24 protein-coding genes are annotated in these 22,920 nt (G+C 59.5%); 21 read left to right on the top strand and 3 right to left on the bottom strand.

From position 1 onward, the window contains the following. Nucleotides 1-29: 29 nt before the first annotated feature. From fabG to B9G99_RS14065, 12 genes are all read left to right on the top strand, one after another. Entirely contained in the window at nt 30-770 is a 741-nt protein-coding gene (gene fabG / locus B9G99_RS14010) for a 3-oxoacyl-ACP reductase FabG (protein WP_086622711.1), read from the top strand. 93 nt (nt 771-863) lie between these two features. Further along, on the top strand, nt 864-1,097 hold the full coding sequence (gene acpP, locus B9G99_RS14015) for an acyl carrier protein (RefSeq protein WP_019951639.1): 234 nt from the start codon (nt 864-866) through the stop codon (nt 1,095-1,097). Nucleotides 1,098-1,364: 267 nt separating this feature from the next. Continuing rightward, nucleotides 1,365-2,603 (top strand): beta-ketoacyl-ACP synthase II, encoded by a 1,239-nt coding sequence (gene fabF, locus B9G99_RS14020; RefSeq protein ID WP_086622712.1) that lies wholly within the window; start codon nt 1,365-1,367, stop codon nt 2,601-2,603. 13 nt (nt 2,604-2,616) lie between these two features. Continuing rightward, nucleotides 2,617-3,456 carry an aminodeoxychorismate lyase gene (gene pabC, locus B9G99_RS14025; RefSeq protein ID WP_227875833.1) on the top strand — a complete coding sequence of 280 codons (840 nt, stop codon included), beginning with the start codon at nt 2,617-2,619 and terminating at the stop codon, nt 3,454-3,456. Between the two features lie 32 nt (nt 3,457-3,488). Further along, on the top strand, nt 3,489-4,472 hold the full coding sequence (mltG, locus tag B9G99_RS14030) for an endolytic transglycosylase MltG (RefSeq protein WP_227875834.1): 984 nt from the start codon (nt 3,489-3,491) through the stop codon (nt 4,470-4,472). A gap of 8 nt (nt 4,473-4,480) precedes the next feature. Next, nucleotides 4,481-5,122: a dTMP kinase gene (tmk, locus tag B9G99_RS14035; RefSeq protein ID WP_086622714.1), complete on the top strand. Its 642-nt coding sequence runs from the start codon at nt 4,481-4,483 to the stop codon at nt 5,120-5,122. Then, the gene (locus tag B9G99_RS14040) at nt 5,113-6,096 is read left to right on the top strand and encodes a DNA polymerase III subunit delta' (protein ID WP_086622715.1); all 984 of its coding nucleotides are present in this window, start codon (nt 5,113-5,115) and stop codon (nt 6,094-6,096) included. The genes tmk and B9G99_RS14040 overlap by 10 nt, the downstream gene beginning before the upstream one ends. A gap of 79 nt (nt 6,097-6,175) precedes the next feature. After that, a complete protein-coding gene (locus B9G99_RS14045; RefSeq protein ID WP_086622716.1) occupies nt 6,176-6,472 on the top strand; it encodes a PilZ domain-containing protein in 297 nt (98 codons plus the stop codon). A gap of 143 nt (nt 6,473-6,615) precedes the next feature. After that, nucleotides 6,616-7,473, top strand: coding sequence for a TatD family hydrolase (locus B9G99_RS14050; RefSeq protein ID WP_086622717.1), 858 nt, complete (start codon nt 6,616-6,618; stop codon nt 7,471-7,473). A 10-nt stretch (nt 7,474-7,483) separates the two neighbouring features. After that, nucleotides 7,484-8,056: a DUF1285 domain-containing protein gene (locus B9G99_RS14055; RefSeq protein ID WP_086622718.1), complete on the top strand. Its 573-nt coding sequence runs from the start codon at nt 7,484-7,486 to the stop codon at nt 8,054-8,056. Beyond that, entirely contained in the window at nt 8,053-10,233 is a 2,181-nt protein-coding gene (locus B9G99_RS14060; RefSeq protein ID WP_086622719.1) for an ATP-dependent helicase, read from the top strand. Before B9G99_RS14055 ends, B9G99_RS14060 begins: the two co-directional genes overlap by 4 nt. Nucleotides 10,234-10,248: 15 nt before the next feature. Then, a complete protein-coding gene (locus B9G99_RS14065; protein WP_086622720.1) occupies nt 10,249-11,094 on the top strand; it encodes a sulfurtransferase in 846 nt (281 codons plus the stop codon). A 62-nt stretch (nt 11,095-11,156) separates the two neighbouring features. Here the strand turns inward: B9G99_RS14065 and B9G99_RS14070 are convergent, their stop codons facing one another. Continuing rightward, nucleotides 11,157-12,803: an electron transfer flavoprotein-ubiquinone oxidoreductase gene (locus tag B9G99_RS14070; protein ID WP_086622721.1), complete on the bottom strand. Its 1,647-nt coding sequence runs from the start codon at nt 12,801-12,803 to the stop codon at nt 11,157-11,159. Between the two features lie 313 nt (nt 12,804-13,116). Here B9G99_RS14070 and B9G99_RS14075 point away from each other — a divergent pair, with 313 nt between their 5' ends. From B9G99_RS14075 to B9G99_RS14110, 8 genes are all read left to right on the top strand, one after another. Further along, the gene (locus tag B9G99_RS14075; protein ID WP_086622722.1) at nt 13,117-13,866 is read left to right on the top strand and encodes an electron transfer flavoprotein subunit beta/FixA family protein; all 750 of its coding nucleotides are present in this window, start codon (nt 13,117-13,119) and stop codon (nt 13,864-13,866) included. Nucleotides 13,867-13,874: 8 nt separating this feature from the next. Further along, nucleotides 13,875-14,801, top strand: a complete 927-nt coding sequence (locus tag B9G99_RS14080) for an electron transfer flavoprotein subunit alpha/FixB family protein (protein ID WP_086623500.1) — start codon at nt 13,875-13,877, stop codon at nt 14,799-14,801. A gap of 275 nt (nt 14,802-15,076) precedes the next feature. Beyond that, the gene (locus B9G99_RS14085; protein ID WP_086622723.1) at nt 15,077-15,826 is read left to right on the top strand and encodes a DUF3450 domain-containing protein; all 750 of its coding nucleotides are present in this window, start codon (nt 15,077-15,079) and stop codon (nt 15,824-15,826) included. A 14-nt stretch (nt 15,827-15,840) separates the two neighbouring features. Continuing rightward, nucleotides 15,841-17,220, top strand: coding sequence for a MotA/TolQ/ExbB proton channel family protein (locus B9G99_RS14090; protein WP_227875835.1), 1,380 nt, complete (start codon nt 15,841-15,843; stop codon nt 17,218-17,220). Next, complete coding sequence (locus B9G99_RS14095) at nt 17,217-17,753, top strand: MotA/TolQ/ExbB proton channel family protein (RefSeq protein WP_086622725.1); 537 nt, start codon at nt 17,217-17,219, stop codon at nt 17,751-17,753. Before B9G99_RS14090 ends, B9G99_RS14095 begins: the two co-directional genes overlap by 4 nt. Then, nucleotides 17,746-18,153, top strand: a complete 408-nt coding sequence (locus B9G99_RS14100; RefSeq protein ID WP_086622726.1) for an ExbD/TolR family protein — start codon at nt 17,746-17,748, stop codon at nt 18,151-18,153. The genes B9G99_RS14095 and B9G99_RS14100 overlap by 8 nt, the downstream gene beginning before the upstream one ends. Then, on the top strand, nt 18,153-18,932 hold the full coding sequence (locus B9G99_RS14105; RefSeq protein ID WP_086622727.1) for an energy transducer TonB: 780 nt from the start codon (nt 18,153-18,155) through the stop codon (nt 18,930-18,932). The genes B9G99_RS14100 and B9G99_RS14105 overlap by 1 nt, the downstream gene beginning before the upstream one ends. A 5-nt stretch (nt 18,933-18,937) precedes the next feature. Next, nucleotides 18,938-20,227, top strand: coding sequence for a hypothetical protein (locus B9G99_RS14110; RefSeq protein ID WP_148663960.1), 1,290 nt, complete (start codon nt 18,938-18,940; stop codon nt 20,225-20,227). 68 nt (nt 20,228-20,295) lie between these two features. Here the strand turns inward: B9G99_RS14110 and xthA are convergent, their stop codons facing one another. Then, on the bottom strand, nt 20,296-21,111 hold the full coding sequence (gene xthA, locus B9G99_RS14115) for an exodeoxyribonuclease III (protein ID WP_086622729.1): 816 nt from the start codon (nt 21,109-21,111) through the stop codon (nt 20,296-20,298). Nucleotide 21,112: 1 nt separating this feature from the next. Further along, nucleotides 21,113-21,364 carry a hypothetical protein gene (locus tag B9G99_RS14120; RefSeq protein WP_086622730.1) on the bottom strand — a complete coding sequence of 84 codons (252 nt, stop codon included), beginning with the start codon at nt 21,362-21,364 and terminating at the stop codon, nt 21,113-21,115. Nucleotides 21,365-21,535: 171 nt separating this feature from the next. Here B9G99_RS14120 and B9G99_RS14125 point away from each other — a divergent pair, with 171 nt between their 5' ends. After that, nucleotides 21,536-22,894, top strand: a complete 1,359-nt coding sequence (locus B9G99_RS14125) for a DEAD/DEAH box helicase (protein ID WP_086622731.1) — start codon at nt 21,536-21,538, stop codon at nt 22,892-22,894. Nucleotides 22,895-22,920: the final 26 nt, after the last annotated feature.

The raw sequence follows: 22,920 nt of genomic DNA on the forward strand, positions 1-22,920 counted from the left end.
AGACATCAATCCCAAAAGGGAAGGCAAGCATGAGTGAAGCAAGAGTGGCACTGGTTACCGGTGCAACACGCGGCATTGGCCAGGCCATTGCTCGTGAGCTGGGTCGACAGGGCCATACGGTTATTGGAACGGCCACCAGCGAGGATGGCGCGCGTCGCATCGAGGATGATCTTGCCGCGCACTCCATAACCGGAGCGGGTATGGTCCTCAACGTAACGGACAGCGCTGCCATTGATCAGGTGCTGAGCGAGATCACCGAGCGTTTTGGTGCTCCCTTGATTCTGGTCAACAATGCTGGCATCACTCGTGATAACCTGTTGATGCGCATGAAGGATAACGAGTGGGACGAGGTTCTGGATACCAACCTCACCTCGGTATATCGTGTATCAAAGGCTTGCCTGAAAGCCATGACGCGCGCACGTTTCGGTCGTATCGTTAATATAAGTTCCGTTGTCGCAACACTGGGCAATGCGGGTCAGAGTAACTATGCTGCGGCAAAGGCAGGCATGGAAGGCTTTACCCGCTCACTGGCGCGCGAGCTTGCTTCGCGTAATGTTACGGTCAATGCCGTAGCGCCCGGGTTTATCGCAACCGACATGACCAGTGAGCTGCCAGAGAAACACAAGGAATCATTGCTGAGTCAGATTCCGCTGTCGCGCCTGGGGCAACCCGAGGAAATTGCAGCGGCTGCTTGTTTTCTGACCAGCGATGTCGCCGGGTACATCACCGGTGAAACGCTGCATGTCAATGGCGGTATGAACATGCGCTAGAACCGACAAAGGACGCTGTTGCGTCCGAGAAAGACGGTCTATAAACTACCGCCAGTTTTGATCTGGCGACTCGTAAACCAGGAGTGATGATAAATGAGTACCATCGAAGAGCGCGTTAAAAAAGTTGTTGCCGAACGCTTGAACGTCAAGGAAGAAGAGATCCAGAACAGCTCTTCCTTTACTGAAGATCTGGGCGCCGACTCGCTCGACACCGTGGAACTGGTAATGGCTCTCGAAGAGGAATTCGATACCGAAATTCCCGACGAAGAAGCAGAGAAGATCACTACCGTGCAGGAAGCGATCGACTACATCGTCGCTCACCAGTAAGTTTTTGGCGCAATCCAGCCTTCCGGGCCAGGATTGACCGGTAAAGCCGCCCCCTCTGGGAGCGGCTTTATTTTTAAATGGCATTAACCGGCAAACGGCATACGCTGCGCCGGGCCTTTCAAGCTGAATCATCAGGATATATCAGTCAGAGACCGAGCCGATAGAATCGGTATAATGGCCCGGATATATCATGCAGCAGGCGGTCGGGTATCCAGCAGTAATTCATGCTCTCGGGCGCACTCATCTGTCTTTTTTGGAGGAAAAACGATGCCTCGCAGAAGGGTCGTGGTGACCGGCATCGGTCTGGTAACACCGGTGGGTAATACAACGGATGCCACCTGGGACAGTATCAAGGCTGGCAAAAGCGGTATCGGAGCGATCGAGCATTTTGATGCCAGTGGTTTGAACACTCGCTTCAGCGGTGCTGTGAAAGGCTTTGATCCAGCCCCCTGGTTCAATCCGAAAGATGCCAAAAAAATGGATCTTTTCATCCAGTATGGCATTGCAGCTTCGGTTCAGGCGGTACAGAACTCGGGCATTACCTGCAGCGAAGAAAACGCTCACCGCATCGGGGTTGCCATTGGTTCAGGCATCGGCGGGTTGCCGATGATCGAGACCAACCATCAGTCGTTGCTGAAGTCGGGGGCGCGTCGTATTTCTCCCTTCTTCGTGCCTGGTTCGATCATCAACATGATCGCTGGCAATCTGGCCATTCAGTTTGGCTTTCGCGGCCCCAATATCGCCATTACAACGGCGTGTACATCGGGAACGCACAACATTGGCTACGGCGCACGTACCATTGCCTATGGTGACGCTGACGTCATGGTGTGTGGTGGGGCTGAAATGGCCAGCACGCCGTTGGGTGTTGGGGGCTTTTCCGCCGCCAGAGCGCTGTCGACCCGTAACGATGATCCGCAGGCCGCCAGTCGACCGTGGGATCGCGACCGTGATGGCTTCGTGCTCTCCGATGGTGCCGGAATTCTGGTGCTGGAAGAGTACGAGCACGCAAAAGCGCGCGGTGCGAACATCCTGGCGGAGTGTGCCGGTTTTGGCATGAGTGATGATGCGTGGCACATGACAGCACCGCCCAGCGATGGTGCCGGCGCTGCCATGGCCATGAGCAACGCCATTCGCGATGCCGGGCTTGATCCTTCAAGCATCGATTACATCAATGCTCATGGCACCTCCACGATGGTGGGCGATGTGGCAGAAAGCCTTGCCATCGAAAAGGTGCTGGGTGCTTCAGCGCGTGATGTGGCCATCAGCTCGACCAAGTCAATGATCGGACATCTGCTGGGCGCTGCCGGGGCAGTCGAGGCGGCTTTCTCCATTCTGGCCCTGCGCGATCAGGTCGCTCCACCGACCATCAATCTGGACAATCCTGACGAGCAATGCCGTCTGGATTACGTGCCGCATACTGCACGTGAAATGAAAATCGAGCATGTGCTGTCCAATTCGTTCGGTTTTGGTGGCACCAACGGTTCGCTGGTATTTTCGCGTATCTGATGAGGATGCAGGCATGATCGGCTCGGATAGCACTGATCCCATGGTGGCTCTGACAGATCGGGGGCTTGCCTACGGGGATGGTCTGTTCGAAACCGTGCTGGTAAGAGACGGGACGCCTCTGTTGTGGAATGAGCACTGCGCTCGCCTGATTCATGGGGCACATCGTCTTGGCTTTGAGCCGCCCTCGAGAGGGTGGCTGGATGCTCTGCCTGAAAAGGCGCCTCGGGGCGAGCATGTGCTCAAGGTCGTCCTGACCCGTGGCAGCGGTGGGCGTGGTTATCGTCCGCCTGATCCAGCCGAGCCGCGCTGTTATTGGCAGTTCACGCCGTTTACGCCCATGCCCGAACGCTGGGAGCAAGGGGTCAGCGTTCGGCTTTGCCATCTGCGGCTGGGCCGTCAGCCCGCCCTGGCCGGACTCAAGCATCTCAACCGACTGGAAAACGTGCTGGCACGCCAGGAATGGCATGACGATGCCATTGCTGAAGGCATTATCCTTAACGACCGCGATCAGCTTGTTGAGGCGACCGCCATGAATCTGGCCTGGTTCGACCAGGGACAGTGGTGGACGCCTGAACTGATCGAGTGCGGTGTCGAAGGTACCCTGCGCCGTGCCTTGATCGACCAGGGGCATTTGAGTATTGCCGGCGCCGAGGATGCATCGCTGTCAAGATTTTTGAACGCGCGAAGTACCTGTCTTTTCAACTCCGTGCAAGGGCTATGGCCAATCGTCAGGTGTTTCGATGCACAGCATCAGCACGTGTCCGGTCAGTGGCTCATCGATGATTCGGTTCGCCGTCTTCAGGATGGCGCGCATGCCCTGTTGGGTTATCCCTCCAATCTTCCAACCTCCTGATCCGAGTCTCATGTATGCGATGGTTAAAGGGTATGCTTCTGGTAGTGGTGGTCATGGCGGCAGCCATCGGCGGAGGCTGGCTCTGGTGGCAGCACAAGCTTAATGAACCGATTGCATTGCAGTCGTCAACGGTTTATGAGATTCGCTCTGGCATGGGGGCCCGGCAGATCATCAATGAGCTTCATGAGCGTGGGATCATTGATGAGCGCTGGCCCTATCAGGTGCTGGGCGTGCTCGACCCTGCCCGTCTGAGGGCGCTGCGTGCCGGCGAGTTCGAAATCTTGCCTGATATGAATGCCCATGCATTACTGGGCAAGCTTTCCAGCAACGATGTTGTGCGCCACCGCCTGACAATTCCGGAAGGGCGTACCTTTTCACAGATGCGCCAGATCCTGAATCAGGCCGAGCCGCTCGAGCACAAGACGCGTGACATGAGTGATGAAGAGATCATGGCTGCGCTCGGGATGGACGGAGAGTTTCCCGAAGGCTGGTTTTTCCCCGATACCTATCAGTGGCTCAAGGGGACTACGGATATTGAATTGTTCAAGCGCGCCCATGATCGAATGGTTAGTACTCTCGACAAGGTCTGGGCCGAGCGTCAGCCTGATCTGCCGCTTGATGGCCCCTATCAGGCATTGATTCTGGCGTCGCTGATTGAAAAGGAGACGGGCGCGCCCGATGAGCGTACCCGAATCGCGGGCGTGTTTGTTCGCCGTCTGGAAAAGGGGATGCGGCTTCAGACGGACCCAACCGTGATCTATGGGCTGGGGCAGGCGTATAACGGGTCGCTGACCCGTGCCGATCTGACCGAGTCCACGCGCTGGAACACCTACGTGATCAATGGGTTACCGCCGACGCCCATCGCAATGCCCGGGCGTGCCTCACTGGAGGCCGCGGTTAATCCAGCAGAAGGTGATGCCCTTTATTTCGTGTCCAAGGGAAATGGAGAGCATCAGTTTTCTGCCACGCTTGAAGAACACAATGCGGCGGTGCGTCGCTATATCCTCAATCGTTGAGAGCTGTAATGACCCAGCAAGGCCGCTTTATCACTCTGGAAGGCGGGGAGGGTGTTGGCAAAAGCACCAATCTCTCCTTCGTTCGTGACTATCTCCATTCCCGGGGAATTCGTGTGGTCACCACGCGTGAGCCTGGTGGCACCCCCGTTGCCGAACGTATTCGCGCGCTCCTGCTTGCCAATGACGAGCAGGAGCCGCTGGATGATCTGGCTGAGCTTTTACTGGTATTTGCCGGGCGCGCGCATCATCTGGCACGGGTCATTCGTCCGGCGCTTGATCGTGGAGAGTGGGTGATCAGTGATCGCTTTACCGATGCGACCTTTGCCTATCAGGGCAGCGCACGCGGTATCGCCCCGGAGCGCATTGCCATGCTGGAGCAGTTTGTGCAGCAGGGCCTGGCGCCTGATCTTACGCTCTGGCTCGACATGCCGACCTCCTACGCTTCTGCCCGTCTGTCATCGCGGGGGGGAGAGCGCGATCGATTCGAGCGTGAACGAGGCGATTTCTTCGAGCGGGTGCGACAGGGATATCGCGCGCGGGCCGAACAGGACCCCGGCCGCATTGTTGCCGTGGATGCCGCGCAGCCGCTTGAGCAGGTGCAGCGAGATATCGCTCTGCGACTCGATCAACAGCTCTCGTCATGGAATTAACGCCCTGGCCCTGGCAAACCGCGATCTGGCAGCGTCTGACGGCGCTTGCTGACGAGTCTCGGCTGCCGCATGCGCTCATGCTGACCGGGCCCTCAGGGCTTGGAAAGGAGCGTCTGGCACAGGCACTGATGGCGCGCCAGCTCTGCCAATCGCCTCGTAATACGGCCTGTGGTCAATGTCATGCCTGTCAGATGCTGATGTCGGGATATCACCCCGACCTTCTGGAAATCCTGCCCGCCGAGCGCGGCAAGCAGATTCGCATCGATGCCATTCGCGAGATCAATGCCTTTGCCTCTCAGACGGCGCAGCAGGGGGGCTATCGCATTATCCACCTGGCACCTGCCGAGGCGATGACCGTGGCGGCTTCCAATGCACTGCTGAAAAGCCTCGAAGAGCCGGGAGGTGATACGCTTTTCATTCTGCAAAGCGATATTCCGTCTCGAACACTGCCCACCATCCGCAGCCGTTGCCAGCAGTGGTTGCACCCCCAGCCATCTCGCGAGGCTGGTCTGGCCTGGCTGGCGCAGGAGCTTGAAGATCAGGAGCAGGCCGCATTCTGGTGGGAGGTGGCCGGCGGTCGACCGCTGCTGGCCCGCGACCTGGCAGCGCCCGAGGCGCGCCAGCTGCGCCAGGAACTGCGAGAGCTCTTCGAGTCACTGGTGCGCGGCGGCGACCCGGTGGCAGAAGCCTCGCGTCTCGACAAGCAGGCCCTGCCGGACATCCTGTGGCATGGGGTGCTCTGGCTCGAAGATTTGATTCGTCTGGGCGTGTCCGGGGATATGGACAGCGTTCGCAACCGCGATCTTATGCCACTGTATCGTCAGGCCATCAAGAATGCTCGCGTGCGTGACTGGTTCCGCCTGCTTGATTACGCTCACGAACAGCGCCGCCTGTTGGCCGGTGGCGGCAATCCCAATGCACAACTGGTCATCGAATCCTGGCTGATTCGATGGTCGGCGCTGCTGCGCTCCTGACATCCAAACGTATCGTTTGCGCAATTTCTCGCGCCAGCGGCCGATAAGGACAGCGTCATTTTATTCTCGGGAGATTTGCATGAGTGCTCGGGCCCTGTCCTTTACGTTCAACGATACCAATGCGCTTAGAATGGCCTGGATGCCGCTTTTTGAGCGTGGTGGTCTTTTTCTTTCAACGCCGGTACGTCATCGTCTGGGTCAGCGGGTTTATATGCTGCTGACGTTGCCCGAGGAGCAGGAAGCCCGCCCGGCGTCAGGCATTGTGGCCTGGCTATCGCCGTCAGGTATGGTCGGCCAGCGCGAAGGCGGAGTGGGCATTCACCTTGATGCTGAAGAGCAGGCATTGCGTGAGCATATTGAAGCCCTGTTGGGCTGATGGTCGCTTGATAAATGATCATGATCCCTTTTTATACCGTTATCATCGCAATGGTCACGATCGGCGTGACATTTTTGGTTCTCCCTGAAAGTCGATGATCTGCGATAATACCCGGCCTGCATATCTCCAACCGGGTAGGTTTAATGAGCCAGTTAGCCGAACAATTGTCATGGCCTTCGGTACTGATCGATTCCCACTGCCATCTTGATCGTCTCGATGCTGAAAGTGGCAGTGTAGATGAGGTGTTGTCGCGTGCACGTGAGAGCGGTGTGCGCGGCTTTCTTGCGGTCGCCACAACCCTTGAGGGTGTGCCGGGACTGGCAGAGATTGGTCGTCGTCATGACGATGTCTTTTTTGGGGTTGGCGTTCACCCCATGCAATGCCTTGAGCATGAGCCCACTCTTGAAGAAATCACTGACTGTATTGATCGATTCGAGCCTGTGGCCGTCGGCGAAATCGGCCTGGACTTTCAAACCGATGAACAGGGTCAGCTTCGCGTACCTCGAGACGTACAACTGACGCGCTTTGAACGTCATCTACGTGCCGCTCATGAGGCTGAGCTGCCGGTCAGCATTCACACCCGTGCAGCACGTGAAGAGACGCTGAAAATGATCGAGCACCATATCGATCCCAACGTGGGCGGGGTGCTGCACTGCTTTACCGAAGATCTGGAGATGGCGCGCCGCGCCGTTGCTCATGGTTTCATGATTTCCCTGTCCGGTATCGTCACCTTTGCCAGCGCCGAGAATGTGAGGGCGCTTGCCCGTGCGCTACCGCTGGATCGTCTTCTGCTTGAAACCGATAGCCCCTGGCTGTCTCCCGTGCCTTACCGTGGTCGTGCCAATGAACCCGCCCGTGTGCTGGAAGTGGCGCGGGTTATCGCTCGTGAGCGCGGCATCAGCCTTGATGAGGTCGCCATGCAGACCACGGCCAACTTTCATCGCCTGTTTCGTCGCACCGCACCTTCACACGCCGCGGCTGCATCGTTTGTCAATGCCTGAGGAGCCTGCCATGTCACTGGAGACACTGCTGACGGTTCAAGCCAACGACCGGCCCCTGCCGCTGGAAGAGTGGAACCCGGCATTGTCAGGGGACATGGATATTCGGGTGGACCGTGACGGTGTCTGGTGGCATGAAGGCGCCAGGGTTGAGCATCCTCGTGTGCTGCGCACGTTGTCTCGCTTGCTGCGCCGTGAAGACGATGGCCACTACTATCTGGTGACGCCGGCCGAAAAGTGGCGAATCCAGGTGGATGATCATCCATTGCTGATCGTTGATGCTGTCTGTCAGGCAGATGCGGGTACAGGGCCTTGCTGGCAGCTGACCACGCAAACAGGTGAGCACGCCACGCTGGACGATCATTGTCGTCTGGTACTGGACGACGATGCCGATGTTCCACGGGTCATCCTGCGCCACGGTTTGTCGGCTCGACTGTCGCGTCAGTGCTGGTATCAGCTGGTCGAAAAGGCAGAGTGTATCGAAGACGCCCAGGGGCAGATTCACATGGGCCTTCATAGCGGCGGTTACTGGCATGCCCTCGGGCCTCCGGTGAACCCGGACGACATGTCGACACTCTCACCATGAGACTGACCGAGCAGCAGCAGGCCGTGGTTCAACACGGGCAGGGGCATGCGCGCGTCTTTGCCGTGGCCGGTGCTGGCAAGACCTCCACCATGATCGCTCGGGTGCTGCACCTCATGGCGACTGGTACGCCGGCAGATCGCATCATGGTTCTAATGTTCAATCGTGCTGCGCGTGAGGATTTTGCGGCGCGACTGCGCCTGCTGGCGCCGGCCGGGGCTCGATTGCCGCAGGTGCGTACCTTTCATTCCATCGGCCACCGTCTGGGGCAGAGCCTGATGCGCTGGGGCGCGTTGCCGGCACGCCGATTGATCGAGGGAGAGTGGCAGCGGGAGCGTATGGCTCGTCAGGTGCTGCAGCAACTGCTCGTCGATGAACCCGCACAGCTGGCGCTGGCGCTGGAAGAGGAGCGCATCGAGACGCTGCTCCAGTTCTGTGATCTGGTCAAATCGGAATGCCTGCCGCCTGCTAGGCTTTATGAGCAGGGAGACTATGGTGCGGATACCGAGCACTTTGTGCCGGCCTTTCTGGAGATGGAGCGCCTGATGCAGGAGCAGGGCGTCATGACCTATGCTGACCTGCTCTATCGCCCGCTCAGAGCACTGATCCGCGATGACAGGGCACGCGCGCGTATTCAGGGACGTCTTGATCACATCATTGTTGATGAGTACCAGGACATTAATGAAGTCCAGCTGCGTCTTCTGTCGATGCTGGCAGGCAGCAGTGCCAGCGTCATGGCGGTGGGCGATGCCAACCAGTGTATCTATGAGTGGCGTGGTGCACGTCCGGATGCGATGAACGCGCGCTTTGGCGAGCTTTTCGGAACGCCGACCGACTATCCTCTAAGCTGGACCTTTCGTCATGGCCATGCCGTGTCGCTGATGGCCAATCATGTGATTCGCGCCAATCCGGGCGCTGCCGATCAACTGACACTGTCGGCGCCGGACAACCCCGATACTCAGGTTGAGTGTGACAGCGGCGGCAGGCACCTGGTTGAGGTGCTGCAATCATGGCAGGCGCAGGGGCGTGATCTTAAAGAATGTGCGGTGCTGGTGCGCAGCTGGTCGCTCAGCGTACCTGTACAGCTTCGTCTTTTACGGGAAAACATCCCCTTTCAGCTGGGGCAGCAGGACCGCTTCGTGTTTCGCCTGCCTTTGGTCAGGGCACTGGCAGGCTATCTGGAGCTTGCCCGTCGCCCCGAGCTTTTACAGGATAGTGATCATCTACTGCTGCTTTACAGTCAGCCCAGTGCCTTTGTCAGTCAGGATCGACTGGCACCGCTGACGGCGGAACTTGCCCGTACCGGCCGCTGGCCCGAGCAGCACATCGTGCTGGACGGTTTGAAGCCGTTTCAGCGACGACATCTCAAGAAACGCTGGGCGTTGATACAGACATTGCCCGCCATGCGCGATCAGGCACCGGCCGATCTGTTGTCGCATGTGGTAGAAACTCTGGAAGCTGAAAAGCTGCTGCGTCGCGCCGCGGCAAGGCGGGACAAGGGAGAAGAGGATATTCGCCTGCTGGATGTTTTGATCGAGCAGGCCGGCGAGCTGGCCGATGACCCGGATGCCTTTATCGCCCTGCTCAAGGATCCGGTCATCAATCAGGAGCAGGGTGTTTTGCTGTCGACCATTCATGGTGCCAAGGGGCTTGAATGGCCTCTGGTGGCTCTTGCCGGGCTCAATGAAGAGGACTTTCCCCTTTATTCCAGAGAAAACCCGCTGACACCCCAGGCACTGGAAGAGGAGCGGCGTCTTTTTTATGTGGGGATTACCCGCGCCCGAGAGCGGTTGCTGCTGATGTCTGATCCAGCGCCCCATCGTCTTAGTCGCTTCGTGGAAGAGGTTGCCTGGGAGGACAGCGTCAAACTGGCCCGCGCCATTGTCTCGCGGCAGGGCGGTGCGCCAGGCGTGCGTGACCCATCGCTGGCCAACCGCTACCTTGAGGGAATCGGTGTTGAGGACTCACTGCGTGCCAGTGCCGGGCAGAAAACGCCTGCAGTGCTGTCGCAGGCCGGAGACTGGCGTCCGGGCGAGCAGGTGCGTCATGCGGTCTTTGGAGAGGGACGTATCGAACTGGTGGAAGGCGACCGCGAGCGCTGCGTGCTGGAAGTCATGTTTCATCGGGCCGGCCGCCGCCGGTTAATTGCTTCACGCGCGCCGATCGAGCGCGTTGGTTAAATTCAGGGAGTTTTCATGACCACTGCACTGACAGACGTCACAACCCTTCTGATGTGGCAGCGCGACAATACACCACTGGTGATCCTCGACTGTCGGGCGCGCCTGGATGACGCCAGAGCAGCGTCGCGACTCTATCAGGAGGGGCACCTGCCCGGCGCCCTGCTGGTCGATATGAATGAGGACCTCTCTGCGCCCTCCGGTGGCGCCAAAGGGGGGCGCCATCCGTTGCCTGCGCCTGAAACATGGCAGAAAACGCTTCAGGGGTGGGGGATTACGCCCGAGACCCGAGTGGTCGTCTATGACGACCTGGGGGGGCAGCTGGCGGCAGCGCGTGCCTGGTGGATGCTGCAATGGGCCGGACATGACAATGTATTTGTTCTCAATGGTGGGCTTCAGGTCTGGCAGGCCGTCAGTGGCGCGCTTGAGCAAGATACCCCCTCAATGCCAGCGCCGAGCGATTGGGTCTGTGATTTTCAGCATCAGATGGTCGCCAGCGCCGACGACGTGGCCGAGGGTGATGCGCTGCTGCTCGATGCCAGGCCGCCGGCGCGCTATCGCGGTGAAAGCGAGCCGATCGATCAGGTGGCGGGCCATATTCCCGGTGCCGTCAACGTCCCGGGCGCTTCGCTTCTGGGAGAAGATAACTGCATGGCAGAGAGCGATGTTCTGGAAAAGCTGATACCGGCCACCGGTCAATCGAGTATTGCCTACTGTGGGTCCGGTATTTCTGCCTGCATGATCATTCTGGCGCATGCCGCCCTTGGCAAACCGCTGCCCAGACTCTATCCCGGATCATGGAGCGAGTGGAGCCGGGACCCGGCGCGTCCTGTCGCTACCGATACCAGTGCGCCGATAGCCTGATCGAGCAGTCCTTATGACAAGGGTCCCGATGTTGCCAGGCATCGGGGCCCTTTTTTATATCACTACATGTTGGGATAGCCGGGCCCGTTACCACCTTCCGGCGTGACCCAGCGAATGTTCTGGGAGGGGTCCTTGATGTCGCAGGTCTTGCAGTGAATGCAGTTTTGGAAGTTGATCTGAAAGCGCGGCGTCCCCTCGCTATCCTCGACCACCTCATAGACACCGACCGGGCAGTAACGCTGGGCGGGCTCTGCGTAGCGGGGCAGATTGACGCCGATGGGAATGCTCGGGTCTCGTAGCTGCAGATGACAGGGCTGGTCTTCCTCGTGATGTGTATTGGAAAGATACACCGATGAAGGCTTGTCGAATGAGAGCACCCCGTCGGGGCGTGGATAGTCAATCCTTTCTGCGGCGTCAGCGGTTTTCAGGCGGGCATGGTCTGCGGTGGTGTCATGCAACGTGGGTAACGGCAGACGCAGTTTCTGCTCGAGGAAGTTCCACGCCCCGCCCATGACCATCCCGAAACGGTGCATCGCCGGGCCAAAGTTGCGGTGTTTGGCCAGTGCCTCATGCGCCCAGCTGCCTTCAAAGCGCGTGGTGAAATCATTTAGCGTGCTGCCACCTTCATCGCCACCGGCAAGTGCTGCAACCACGCTTTCGGCGGCCAGCATGCCGGACTTCATCGCCATGTGAAGTCCCTTGATGCGCGCAAAGTCCAGTGTGCCGGCATCGCACCCGATCAAAAGGCCACCCGGGAAGACCATTTTCGGCAGGCTATTGAGGCCCCCCTTGGTGAGGGCGCGCGCGCCGAAGGCCAGACGTGTTCCGCCCTTGAGATGTCGTGCGATTTCCGGGTGGTGCTTCATGCGCTGGAATTCATCAAAGGGGGAAAGCCAGGGATTATCGTAGGCCAGATCCACGATAAGCCCCACCATGACCTGACGGTCGCTGCCGTGATACAGAAAGCCCCCACCGTGTGCTCTGGCAGACAGGGGCCAGCCGGCGGTATGCACGACCAGTCCCGGCTCATGCTGCTGGGCAGGGACTTCCCAGAGCTCCTTGAAGCCGATGGCGTAGTGCTGCTCATCACGACCGGTGGCCAGATCAAAGTGCTTGATCAGCTCCTGCCCGAGGTGGCCGCGTGCGCCTTCGGCAAAGAGGGTATAGCGTCCGTAAAGTTCGATGCCCGGTTCATGCGAGGGTTTGGGGTTGCCCTCATGGTCAAGCCCCATGTCGCCGGTAATGACGCCGGTAATCTCCCCGTTGTCACCAAACATCAGTGACTGGGCAGCAAAACCCGGGAAAATATCGACGCCCAGTGCTTCGGCCTGCTCGCCCAGCCACCGGCACAAATCACCGGCGCTGATCAGGTAACTGCCGTCGTTGAGCATGGACGGCGGGATCAGTGCCTCCGGAAAGCGCACGGCCCGTTCACTGTCACGTAGATACAGGACCTCATCGCGTGTTGCAGGAATCTGAAGCGGAGCGCCGCGATCCTGCCAGGCGGGGAAGAGTTCTTTGAGTGCGCGCGGGTCAAAGGCCGCTCCCGAGAGAATATGCGCACCGATTTCGGCCCCCTTTTCCAGCACGCAGACACTCAGCTCGCATTCCTGCTCACTGGCCGTCTGCATCAGACGACAGGCGGCGGAAAGGCCGGCAACGCCTGCACCGACGATCACCACATCAAATGACATGGACTCTCTGTCCATTGAGCAACTCCTTGCATGATTCATTCCCCCCATCCCGATGGAGCATGGCGTGTTACACTCATGCTTTTGGATAGCAATGATTCTCAGCCGCTTTCGGGGCAGCGCCGGGGGTTGGATAATGCCTGATTATCGCATCAAGTCGGGGTCCGGCCCAATTCGAACGCTTTTTTCAGCGTCGGCTTGTTGTCTTGAGACGCTCCGGTCCCCATGTAGGCTGACAGTCATCCTGCGAGAACCGCCTTGAAGCTTCCTGTGTGTCGATGTCAGGCGGTCATGTTCACGAATTTCGAGATTCCCACACCACGAGGAAGGCATGAAAGTACTCGTCGCCATCAAGCGCGTGATTGATCACAACGTCAGGGTACGCATCAGGGAGGACCACAGCGATGTGGACCTGACGCATGCCAAAATGGCCATGAACCCGTTTTGTGAAATTGCGCTCGAAGAAGCCGTTCGTCTCAAGGAGCAGGGCATCGCCGATGAGGTGATAGCGGTCTCCATCGGTGACAAGAGCGTGCAGGAGCAGCTTCGTACGGCCATGGCGCTGGGAGCGGATCGCGCCCTGCATGTAAGCAGTGACACTGCCGTGGATTCGCTGGGCGCGGCCCGGGTGCTGGCAGAAGTGGTCAAGCGTGAAAACCCCGGGCTGGTGCTGCTGGGCAAGCAGTCCATCGACAGTGACAGCAGCCAGACCGGCCCCATGCTGGCGGCACTGACACAGATGCCGCAGGCCACATTTGCCTCGAAAGTCACCATCGATGGCGATCATCTGGAAGTGACCCGGGAAATTGATGGCGGGCTGGAAACCATTGCCATGTCGCTGCCAGCCGTGGTGACGACGGATCTCCGCCTTAACGAGCCGCGTTATGCGAAGCTGCCGGCCATCATGAAGGCCAAGAAGCGCCCGATCGAACAACTTGATGTAGAGACACTGGGCATCGATATCACCCCTCGCCAGACACTGGTTCGGGTAGATATTCCCAGAGAGCGTCAGGCTGGAGTTCGCGTGAACTCCGTGGATGAATTGATTGATCGTCTCAAGAGCGAAGCGAAGGTGATCTGATGAGCGACATACGTATTCTGGTCATCGCCGAACAGGAAAAGGGCCATCTCTCCAGTGCCACCGCACGCGTCATGGATGCTGCTTCAAAACTTGGCGGGCAGGTCGATGTACTGGTGACCGGTAGTCAGGCCGGTGAGGCTGCCCAGCAGGCGGCACGTCTGACCGGGGTCGCCGGAGTGATCTGTGTAGAGGACAGCGCCTTTGACCACATGCTGGCGGAAAACATGGGCGCCCTGATCCAATCGCTGGCAGCCCCCTACACCCATCTGCTGTGCGCCTCGACCACCAGCGGTCGTAACGTCATGCCACGTGTAGCAGCGCTGTTGGGGGTTGGACAGATCTCCGATGTGATCGCGGTCAAATCCGATGACACCTTTGTCAGGCCCATCTATGCCGGCAGTGTACTGGCCACGGTACAAAGCCTGGATGACAAAAAGGTCATGACCATTCGCCCGACGGCCTTTGAGCCAGTAAGCGAGCAGAGTGCGGCCAGCATCTCAAATGCCGACAGCACCGGCGATCAAAAGCTTGTGACCTTTGTCGAGGAACAGCTGGCGGGCGGTGAGCGCCCCGAGCTGGGCGGTGCCCGCGTCATTGTGTCCGGTGGGCGTGGGATTGGCAGTGCCGAGAACTTCCGGCTGATCGAAGGCGTGGCTGATCGCCTCGGCGCCGCTGTGGGTGCATCGCGCGCGGCGGTCGATGCAGGCTATGTTCCCAATGACCTTCAGGTGGGACAGACCGGCAAGATGGTCGCGCCGGAGCTTTATATCGCTGCAGGCATTTCCGGGGCGGTGCAGCATCTGGCCGGAATGAAGGATTCCAGGGTCATCGTGGCGATCAATTCCGATGAAGAGGCTCCTATTTTTCAGGTAGCCGACTACGGTCTGGTGGCCGACCTGTTTCAGGCACTGCCGGAGCTGGAACGCAAGCTCTGAAAGAAGTGTCCATGAATTGCCACAAGCCGGCCACGTGCCGGCTTTTTTGTGATGGGTGGACACAAATGTACATTAGTAGCGACGTCGCGGCGATGTTAGCGATGATCATTTGATAATTGTTCTTGTTTCTATTAACTTGCCCTGGAAGTCCGGTGCGATGTCGTCGGATTGCTCCCATTATCATGTTTACCGTAGGCCTCTTGCTGGAGAACCATGTGAGGATCCACCGTCGTAACTGTTGCCTCAGAGGCGCGGCCCTTTCCCTATTGACGATAATGGCCTTACCGACGCTGGCAGACGCGTCGTCACTCCGTGATGAAACCGCTCAGCAACAGCAGCAGCAACAGGCCATTCAAACGCGTATTGATCAGGCGGATGACGAGACGCGTGAGCTTTTGACCCGCCTTCGCGACGCTCAGTCGTCGGCACAGCGCCTTGAGCGCTACAACGATCAGCTCTCTTCAACGCTAAGTGAGCAGCAGCAGCGGATTGATCGCCAGCAGCATGCCATCGAGACGCTGGGGGAGACGCGAGAGGCGCTGCCTGACACCCTGCAGGACATGCTGGATCGTCTGCGGGCGCTGGTGAAGGCCGATGTTCCCTTTCGCCATGCCGAGCGGATGGCCCGTCTCGACGGCCTTGAAAAAACGCTCGTTGACCCTTCCGTTTCCAATGAGAAGCGCATGGAGCAGCTGCTCTCCGTGTGGCGCACGGAGCTTGATTACGGACGCAGCATGGACAGCTGGCGTGGTCAGCTCAGCCAGGACGATCAGCAGCGCGACGTTCAATTCCTGCGCATGGGGCGAATCGGTTTTTATTACCTGACGCCCGATGGCGAGCAGGGCGGTGTCTGGAAAAATCGAGACCATCAATGGCATCCCCTGGACAGTGACGAGCGTACCGAGGTCAATCGCGGTATTCGCATTGCCAATGATCAGCGCGCGCCGGAACTGCTGTCTCTGCCGTTGTCCATCGAACTGGATCAGCCCTCCTCGGAATCTGCGTCGCAGGGGGCTTCATCATGAAGGTAATAACGCATATGACCCGACCTCTGGCGGGGGCGGCCCTGGCCTTGATGGTAGGCGCCTCCCTGCCGGCGTCGGCCGCCGAACAGTCTGCGCCGTCGCTTGAAGATATCGTCCAGAGCTATCAGCAGGGCGCAGCACAGGCGCAGCAGCGCGACCTGTCGCGACTCGACACCCTGCTCGATGATCGTGAAAAGCTGGAGCAGGCTGTGGCGCAGGCCGAAGCACGCCAGCAGAAAGCTCAGGCGCGTCGTGAGAACCTGGATAGCACACGTCAGCGTCAGGAAGACGCGATCGCCAGTATCAATGAGCGACGTAGCAGTGAGGGTAACGACCTTCAGCCGATGTTTGATCGCCTGCGTCATGAGATCGATGACACCCGCGATAGCCTGAAAAACGGCTGGCTGACGCTTGGCAGTGATATTTCCCTGCCGTCGCTGGACGATTCAAGCATCGCTTCTATCGATGACCTCGAGCAGTACGCGCAATCGATGAGTCAGCTGATCGCGCGCAGCGCTCAGGGTGAACACATGACGCTGCCGGTCGCCGGGCAGAATGGCAACATCACCCAGCGTGATGTGGTGCGTCTGGGGGCAATGAGTGCGTTTAGCGGGGGCGATCTGCTGCGTGCGCCAGACGATGGCCGGCCACTGGCCGTGGCTGCCCACACCCCGAGCAAGGTTTCAAGCGAGCTTGAAGCTCTGGTCGATGGGAATAGCGATATCATGGTGCTGGACCCGACCAATGGTGAGGTGCTGCAGGCGCTGGCCCAGCAGCCATCGCTGCTTGAACGGATCAAACAGGGCGGCGTGATCGGCTATATCACGCTGGCGCTGGGGGCGGTTGGTCTTTTGATCGCGCTGGCGCAGTTTGCATGGCTGGCACTGGTCAGCGCGCGCACTCGTCGCCAGATGCACCACTTCGAGCACCTGCGCGATGACAACCCACTGGGTCGCGTGCTCAAGCGCTTTGGTCAGCAGCAGCGCTATCACGAACCCGAAGTGCTTGAAGCCCGTATGGATGAGATGTTGCTGGCCGAGCAGCCGGGACTGGAGCGCGGTCAGGCGGTCGTCAAGGTGATCGCTGCCATTGCGCCGCTGATGGGACTTCTGGGAACGGTGACCGGCATGATCGGCACCTTTCAGGCCATCACGGTGTTTGGCAGTGGTGATCCCAAAATGATGGCCGGCGGTATCAGTCAGGCGCTTGTCACGACCGTGCTGGGTCTGGTCGTGGCCATTCCGCTGCTGTTTGCCAACACCGCGCTCAACAGCCGCAGCCGCAGCCTGATGAACCTGCTGGAGCGCCAGGCCAGCGCGCATCTCGCTGACCGTATGGATGAGCAACAGTCAGGGCTTGAGGCCGACACCCGACGTTATGGAAACGCATCATGATCGAGGCACTGGTGCATCCCATTGCACGGTTGGCCAGCGCCGGCGGCCCGGTGCTGGTCGTGATCGCGCTGGTGGCGGTTGTGCTGTTTATGCTGGCGCTCGAGCGTCTGATCTATTGGCAGTGGCGCTATCGACGCCAGCGTCAGGCGCTCATCATCCGCTGGCAAAAGCGCCATGAGCACGTTAGCTGGAGCGCGCGCACGCTGCGAGAGTGCTGGTGCGGCGAGCTGATCAGTGCACTGCGCGTCTCGCTGCCGTGGCTGAAGCTTCTGGTGGCCCTGTGTCCGCTGCTGGGGCTGGTGGGTACCGTCACCGGCATGATTCAGGTTTTTGACACGCTGTCTGTCACTGGTGTCGGACAGGCGCGAAGCATGTCGGATGGCGTGGCACGCGCGACGTTACCGACGCTTGCGGGTATGGCGGTAGCCGTGGTGGGCATTCTTTTTACCAGCCGTTTTGAACATATTGTCCGACGTGAGGATCAGCACCTTCACGATCGACTGACCCGAGCCACGGAGATCGATCATGCGTAGACGGCGCACTCGCATGGAAGAAGACGCCACTGGTATCGATTTGACGCCGATGCTGGATGTGGTCTTTATCATGCTGATTTTCTTTATCGTGACCACCAGCTTTGTAAAAGAAAGTGGTGTGGATATTGATCGTCCCGAGTCGAGCGAAGCCACCCAGCGCAATGATACGCAGGTGCTGGTCGCGATTACCTCTGAAGGGGCTGTCTGGGTGGATGGTCAGGCCGTCGACAGCAATGCCGTAGGTGATCGCGTCAGGGATGCCCTGTCGGGTAGTGACGGTAACGTGGTCATTCAGGCTGATCGCGCCTCTCAGACCGGACTTTTGATTCAGACCATGGACCTTATCCGCCAGGCAGGGGTTGAAAATGTGGCGGTTGCGGCATCTCGAGGGGGAAGCTGATGCGTCAGGCGCTTTCGCTGCTGGGCGCGCTGGCTCTTGCACTGCTGCTGTTCTGGGGTCTGGCCCTGATGGTGGCTCCGCCCGAGCCCCGTGAGACGCCCCAGGAAACCATGACCATGTCGATCGTTGACGATGTGGCCGCACCCGCCAGAGCGCCTGAAGCGTCGAAAGACATTGCCGCTGCGGCACCGCCACCACCGCCGCCGGCGGCACCAGCCCGTCCGGCACCGGCGCCACAGCCGGCTGACAATGTGCAAAGCGACATTCAGCTCAAGCAACAAAAGGTCAGCGAGCCGCAGGCACCGGACATCCAAATGAATGATGATCTGCCAGAGCTTGACGTCGAGCGGCCCGAGCCGGTAGCTGAACCAAAGCCCGAGCCCAGGCCGCGCCCGACTCCGACGCCGCCCAGGTCTCAGACCACGTCGACACCATCGTCTCAGGGGTCGCAGCAAAGCGAGCAGCAGGGTGAGCGCAGTGGTGGTACGCCGGACGGGTCAACGGCTCAGGGCGGCGGCACGGTGCAGGCACAGCCTACCAATCGGGTGCAGCCCGAGTATCCCATGCGGGCCAGGCGCCGCGGTCAAGAGGGCTCTGTGGAGCTGAGCTTTATCATCAATACCGATGGCAGTGTCAACGCAGGGTCCATTCAGGTCACGGCTTCAGAGCCCGACGGGGTGTTTGACAGGGCTGCCCGTGACGCCGTCGAGCAATGGCGGTTTCCGGCTCGCAATACTCCGGCACGTACACGCCAGCGGCTGGTCTTCAAGCTGAGGTAAATGTCATGTTTCGACACAATGACCGGCGTTCCGGGACGCATTGCCAGGGGCCCCTGAAAGCACTGATGACGATAGGGGTAGGACTGGCCATGCTGCTGAGCGGTGAACAGCGGGCCCTGGCCGCAGGCCCTGCACTGTCTCAGCAGAGTATCGACAAGCTTCAGGGGCTCGAGCGCGAGCTTTCAAACGGCCACTATCAGCAGGTGGTGGATACGGCAAGATCGCGTGCGGCCAGTGCCGGCAGCAGTCAGGCAGAGCAATGGGCGCGGGCGCTGTATCTACAAATGGCGGCCAGCGCTGCCCAGCGTCTGGACCAGCCCGGTCGGGCCGCCGATCTGCTCTATCAGGCACGTGCTATCGAGACGGCCCCGCTGTCTCAGCGTCTGCAATGGCTTGAGCAGGAAGCAAAGCTTCGGCTCAGGGCGGGGCAACTGGATCAGGCCTCTGCGCTCTTTGATCGCTGGCAGGGGCAGGCATCGCTTGGCAGTGATGATCTCTGGCTGGGTGCGCAACTCCATGCGCGGCTGGAGCAATGGGATGATGCGCTTCACTGGGTTCGGCTGGCCCGTCAGGGTAATGCGTCACCGGGCAGCGAGCATCTGGCGCTGGCTGCCAATATCTATCAGCAATCCGGACAGCTCGAAGAGGCTTCCAATGTGGTCGAGGCTCAGCTGGATCAGGACGACAGTGATCCGGCCCGCTGGCAGCAGGCGGCGGCGCTGTATCAGCGCCTTGGCCAGCCCGGCCGGGCTGCCGCCCTGTGGGAAGCCGGTTGGCAGCGTGGCATTCTCAAGGGTGAGGAGGCGCTGATGATGCGTGCCAAACTGCATATGGCCGGCGGCACCCCGGCTCGTGCGGCAGAAATGCTCACGACAGCGCTTGAAGACGGCAGTATCGAGGATAGCGAAGCGCATCGTCGCCTGCTGGCAAGCGCCTGGGCAGAATCGCGTGATCATCAAAAGGCGTTGCAGGCCTGGCAGGCCGTTGCCGAGCGCAGCGACGATGCGCATGACTGGTACATGCTGGGAGATCTCGCCTATGGCTGGGGTGTCTGGTCGCAGGCTGAAAAGGGTTTTGCAAAAGCGCGGGCCAGGGGAGCTGATAACCCGGGTCAGCTTCTGCTGATGGAGGGCGTGGCAGCGTACGAACAGGGCCGCCTCGACCAGGCACAACAGATTTTTCAGCAGGCCGAAGAGTTCGGTGACAGTGCCGACCAGGCGGAGCAATGGCTTGCCCTGATCGATAGTGACCGCCGCAGCCTGCAGCCCAGTTCCTCACGGATTTCGATGCGTTGAAAAAATCATGGCCCGCAACGAGCGGGCCATATTCTCATCACCTCGATCTTCGAGGCATTGAGTTCGCGTCAGTCAATGGATAACGAGGTCCAGACCGGTGCGTGATCCGACGGTTTTTCCATGGCGCGCAGCTCATAGTCGATACCAGCGTCCTGTACGCGAGGCGATAACCCCGTGCTGGTCAGGATGTAGTCGATACGAAGACCTCGTTTGGGCTCGCGATCAAATCCCTTTGAACGATAGTCAAACCAGCTGAACAGATCATCACGCTGCGAATGGCAGCGGCGATAGCTGTCTTCAAATCCCCAGCTGGTCAGGCGCTCTAGCCAGCTGCGCTCTTCGGGCTGAAAGCTGGTCTTGCCTTCTCTCAGCCAGCGCTTGCGGGCGGGCTCGCCGATCCCGATATCAATATCGGCAGGCGAAATATTGAAATCACCCATGACTGCGATCAGCTCATCAGGGCGATGGGCCTGTTCCAGATGGCGCGAGAGCTGGTCATAAAAGTGACGCTTGTTGGGAAACTTGGTCGGATGATGAATGCTTTCCCCCTGCGGGAAATAGCCGTTATAGACCGTTAACGGACCGGCAGGGGTGTCGAGCGTGACGGCGATCATGCGGCGCTGCGCATCATCGTCATCATCCGGCAGTCCGAGCTGCACCTGCGTTGGCGCTGCCCTGGTCAGCAGTGCCACGCCGTAATGCCCCTTCTGGCCGTGGTAATGCACGTGATAGCCGAGACCAGCTACGGCATCGAGGGGAAACTCGCTGTCCTGAACCTTGGTCTCCTGCAGGCCGATGACATCAGGTGCATGAGCCTGGACCAGCGCTTCAAGCTGGTGCTGGCGGGCGCGAATACCGTTGATATTGAATGAAACCAGGCGCATGTCAGCTGTCTTGTGAGTCGGTCGGAGTAGGGTCGTTCTGCGGATGCAGGGGCAGGGTTGTGCCCTCACGGCGCTGGCGTTCCAGTTTGCTGGCGGCCTGGCTCTTGCGCTGGTCGCGTTTTTTGGCCGCAAATCGCGGCGTGGACTGTAACTGGTCCGGATTGTCATGCCGCCAGCGGCGGTAATCCTTGCGCTTGCCGGTACGGATGGTCACCTTGTCGGCCAGCGAGCGCGTCTTCTTGCGACGGGTCATAAAAACCTCTCGTGTCTCGCCTGAAGCAGTGTGCTGCAGTGGCGTGCAGTTTAACAATTTGTGCGCGTGCTGGCTTGTCCCCGAGACGGTTGATACACAACTGGGTCGGCGGTGCTGATACAATGCCCCGGTATCTTGTCTATTCATCTCAAGCCAAAGTGATCGCAGCATATGAGTGAGTCGGAAAACTCTCAGCCGGCACAGACGTCGGCTGAGGCTCCCGCCAATGCCAACCGTCGGCCCAAGCGCCGTCGTCGCAAGCCCCGGCGCAGCCAGTCCCGCAACACTGCTCAGACCAGTAGCGTTCAGGACAATCAGGCATCCGGGAGCGACAACCATAACGCTTTGCCGGACGTCCCTGCCGTGGCCGGCAAGTGGCGTTTCCAGGATTTCAATCTGCCGATGCCGCTGATGCGCGCCATCGCCGATCAGGGGTTCCATTACTGCACCCCGATCCAGGCCGAAGCGCTGCGTCACACGCTGCTGGGTGGCGATGTGGTGGGCAAGGCGCAGACGGGGACCGGCAAGACAGCTGCCTTTTTGATCTCGATTCTGGCCTACTTTCTTGAAGAGCCGGCACCGGACGGTCAGAAGCCGGGTGCGCCCCGTGCACTGATCATCGCGCCGACGCGTGAGCTGGCCATGCAGATTGAAAAGGATGCCAAAGCGCTGATGACCCATACCTCGTTGAGGGTGGCCAGTGCCGTGGGTGGGATGGACTACCAGAAGCAGCGCCAGAAGCTTGAAAAGCCGCTGGACATTCTGGTCGCCACGCCCGGGCGCCTGCTTGATTTTCATCAAAAGCGCGATGCGGATCTTTCTCAGGTGGAAGTGCTGGTGCTGGATGAGGCCGATCGCATGCTGTCTATGGGCTTCATTCCTGACGTCAAGCGCATCATTCGGGCTACACCCAAAAGCACCGAGCGCCAGACCTTTCTATTCTCGGCCACGTTCACCCAGGACATTCTCAACCTGGCCAGCCAGTGGACGCATGAGCCGGCGCACGTCGAAATCGAAGTTGATGCCAGTGCGGCTGCCAACATTGACCAGCGGGTTTATCTGGTCAGCGATGCCGAGAAATTTACCATTCTCCGGCGCCTTATCGAGCGTGAGAAGCTGGAGAAGGTGATGGTGTTCGCCAATCGGCGCGACCTGGTGCGCAAGCTTGATGATCGTTTGCGCAAGGCAGGTATCAATGTGGCCATGCTCTCCGGTGATGTGCCGCAGAAAACGCGTGTCAGCACGCTTGAGCGCTTTCGCGAAGGCAAGGTTGCCGTGCTGGTAGCCACCGATGTGGCCGGCCGCGGCATCCACATCAATGACATCAGCCATGTGGTCAATTACACGCTGCCTGATGATCCGGAAGATTATGTGCATCGTATCGGCCGAACCGGCCGTGCCGGGGCACAGGGCACCTCGATCAGCTTCGTGGGTGAAGAGGACGGCTATGCACTGCCGGAAATTGAAGCCTACATCAAGGATCGGCTCCCCTGTCAGCAGCCGCCGGCCAACCTGCTCAGCGATGACTGAGCGCGCCGTGTACCAGCAGGCGGAGA

It is taken from the genome of Kushneria konosiri, assembly GCF_002155145.1.
GTDB lineage: Bacteria > Pseudomonadota > Gammaproteobacteria > Pseudomonadales > Halomonadaceae > Kushneria > Kushneria konosiri.

Coding starts and splice junctions, on each gene's coding strand:
- xthA (WP_086622729.1), bottom strand. CDS start 21,111: ATGCGCCTGGTTTCATTCAATATCAACGGTATTCGCGCCCGCCAGCAC.
- B9G99_RS14070 (WP_086622721.1), bottom strand. CDS start 12,803: ATGGACAGAGAGTCCATGTCATTTGATGTGGTGATCGTCGGTGCAGGC.
- fabF (WP_086622712.1), top strand. CDS start 1,365: ATGCCTCGCAGAAGGGTCGTGGTGACCGGCATCGGTCTGGTAACACCG.
- B9G99_RS14100 (WP_086622726.1), top strand. CDS start 17,746: ATGCGTAGACGGCGCACTCGCATGGAAGAAGACGCCACTGGTATCGAT.
- tmk (WP_086622714.1), top strand. CDS start 4,481: ATGACCCAGCAAGGCCGCTTTATCACTCTGGAAGGCGGGGAGGGTGTT.
- B9G99_RS14105 (WP_086622727.1), top strand. CDS start 18,153: ATGCGTCAGGCGCTTTCGCTGCTGGGCGCGCTGGCTCTTGCACTGCTG.
- B9G99_RS14075 (WP_086622722.1), top strand. CDS start 13,117: ATGAAAGTACTCGTCGCCATCAAGCGCGTGATTGATCACAACGTCAGG.
- B9G99_RS14060 (WP_086622719.1), top strand. CDS start 8,053: ATGAGACTGACCGAGCAGCAGCAGGCCGTGGTTCAACACGGGCAGGGG.
- B9G99_RS14090 (WP_227875835.1), top strand. CDS start 15,841: ATGACCCGACCTCTGGCGGGGGCGGCCCTGGCCTTGATGGTAGGCGCC.
- B9G99_RS14095 (WP_086622725.1), top strand. CDS start 17,217: ATGATCGAGGCACTGGTGCATCCCATTGCACGGTTGGCCAGCGCCGGC.
- B9G99_RS14110 (WP_148663960.1), top strand. CDS start 18,938: ATGTTTCGACACAATGACCGGCGTTCCGGGACGCATTGCCAGGGGCCC.
- acpP (WP_019951639.1), top strand. CDS start 864: ATGAGTACCATCGAAGAGCGCGTTAAAAAAGTTGTTGCCGAACGCTTG.
- B9G99_RS14120 (WP_086622730.1), bottom strand. CDS start 21,364: ATGACCCGTCGCAAGAAGACGCGCTCGCTGGCCGACAAGGTGACCATC.
- B9G99_RS14065 (WP_086622720.1), top strand. CDS start 10,249: ATGACCACTGCACTGACAGACGTCACAACCCTTCTGATGTGGCAGCGC.
- fabG (WP_086622711.1), top strand. CDS start 30: ATGAGTGAAGCAAGAGTGGCACTGGTTACCGGTGCAACACGCGGCATT.
- B9G99_RS14040 (WP_086622715.1), top strand. CDS start 5,113: ATGGAATTAACGCCCTGGCCCTGGCAAACCGCGATCTGGCAGCGTCTG.
- B9G99_RS14125 (WP_086622731.1), top strand. CDS start 21,536: ATGAGTGAGTCGGAAAACTCTCAGCCGGCACAGACGTCGGCTGAGGCT.
- pabC (WP_227875833.1), top strand. CDS start 2,617: ATGATCGGCTCGGATAGCACTGATCCCATGGTGGCTCTGACAGATCGG.
- B9G99_RS14045 (WP_086622716.1), top strand. CDS start 6,176: ATGAGTGCTCGGGCCCTGTCCTTTACGTTCAACGATACCAATGCGCTT.
- B9G99_RS14085 (WP_086622723.1), top strand. CDS start 15,077: ATGGCCTTACCGACGCTGGCAGACGCGTCGTCACTCCGTGATGAAACC.
- B9G99_RS14055 (WP_086622718.1), top strand. CDS start 7,484: ATGTCACTGGAGACACTGCTGACGGTTCAAGCCAACGACCGGCCCCTG.
- mltG (WP_227875834.1), top strand. CDS start 3,489: ATGCTTCTGGTAGTGGTGGTCATGGCGGCAGCCATCGGCGGAGGCTGG.
- B9G99_RS14050 (WP_086622717.1), top strand. CDS start 6,616: ATGAGCCAGTTAGCCGAACAATTGTCATGGCCTTCGGTACTGATCGAT.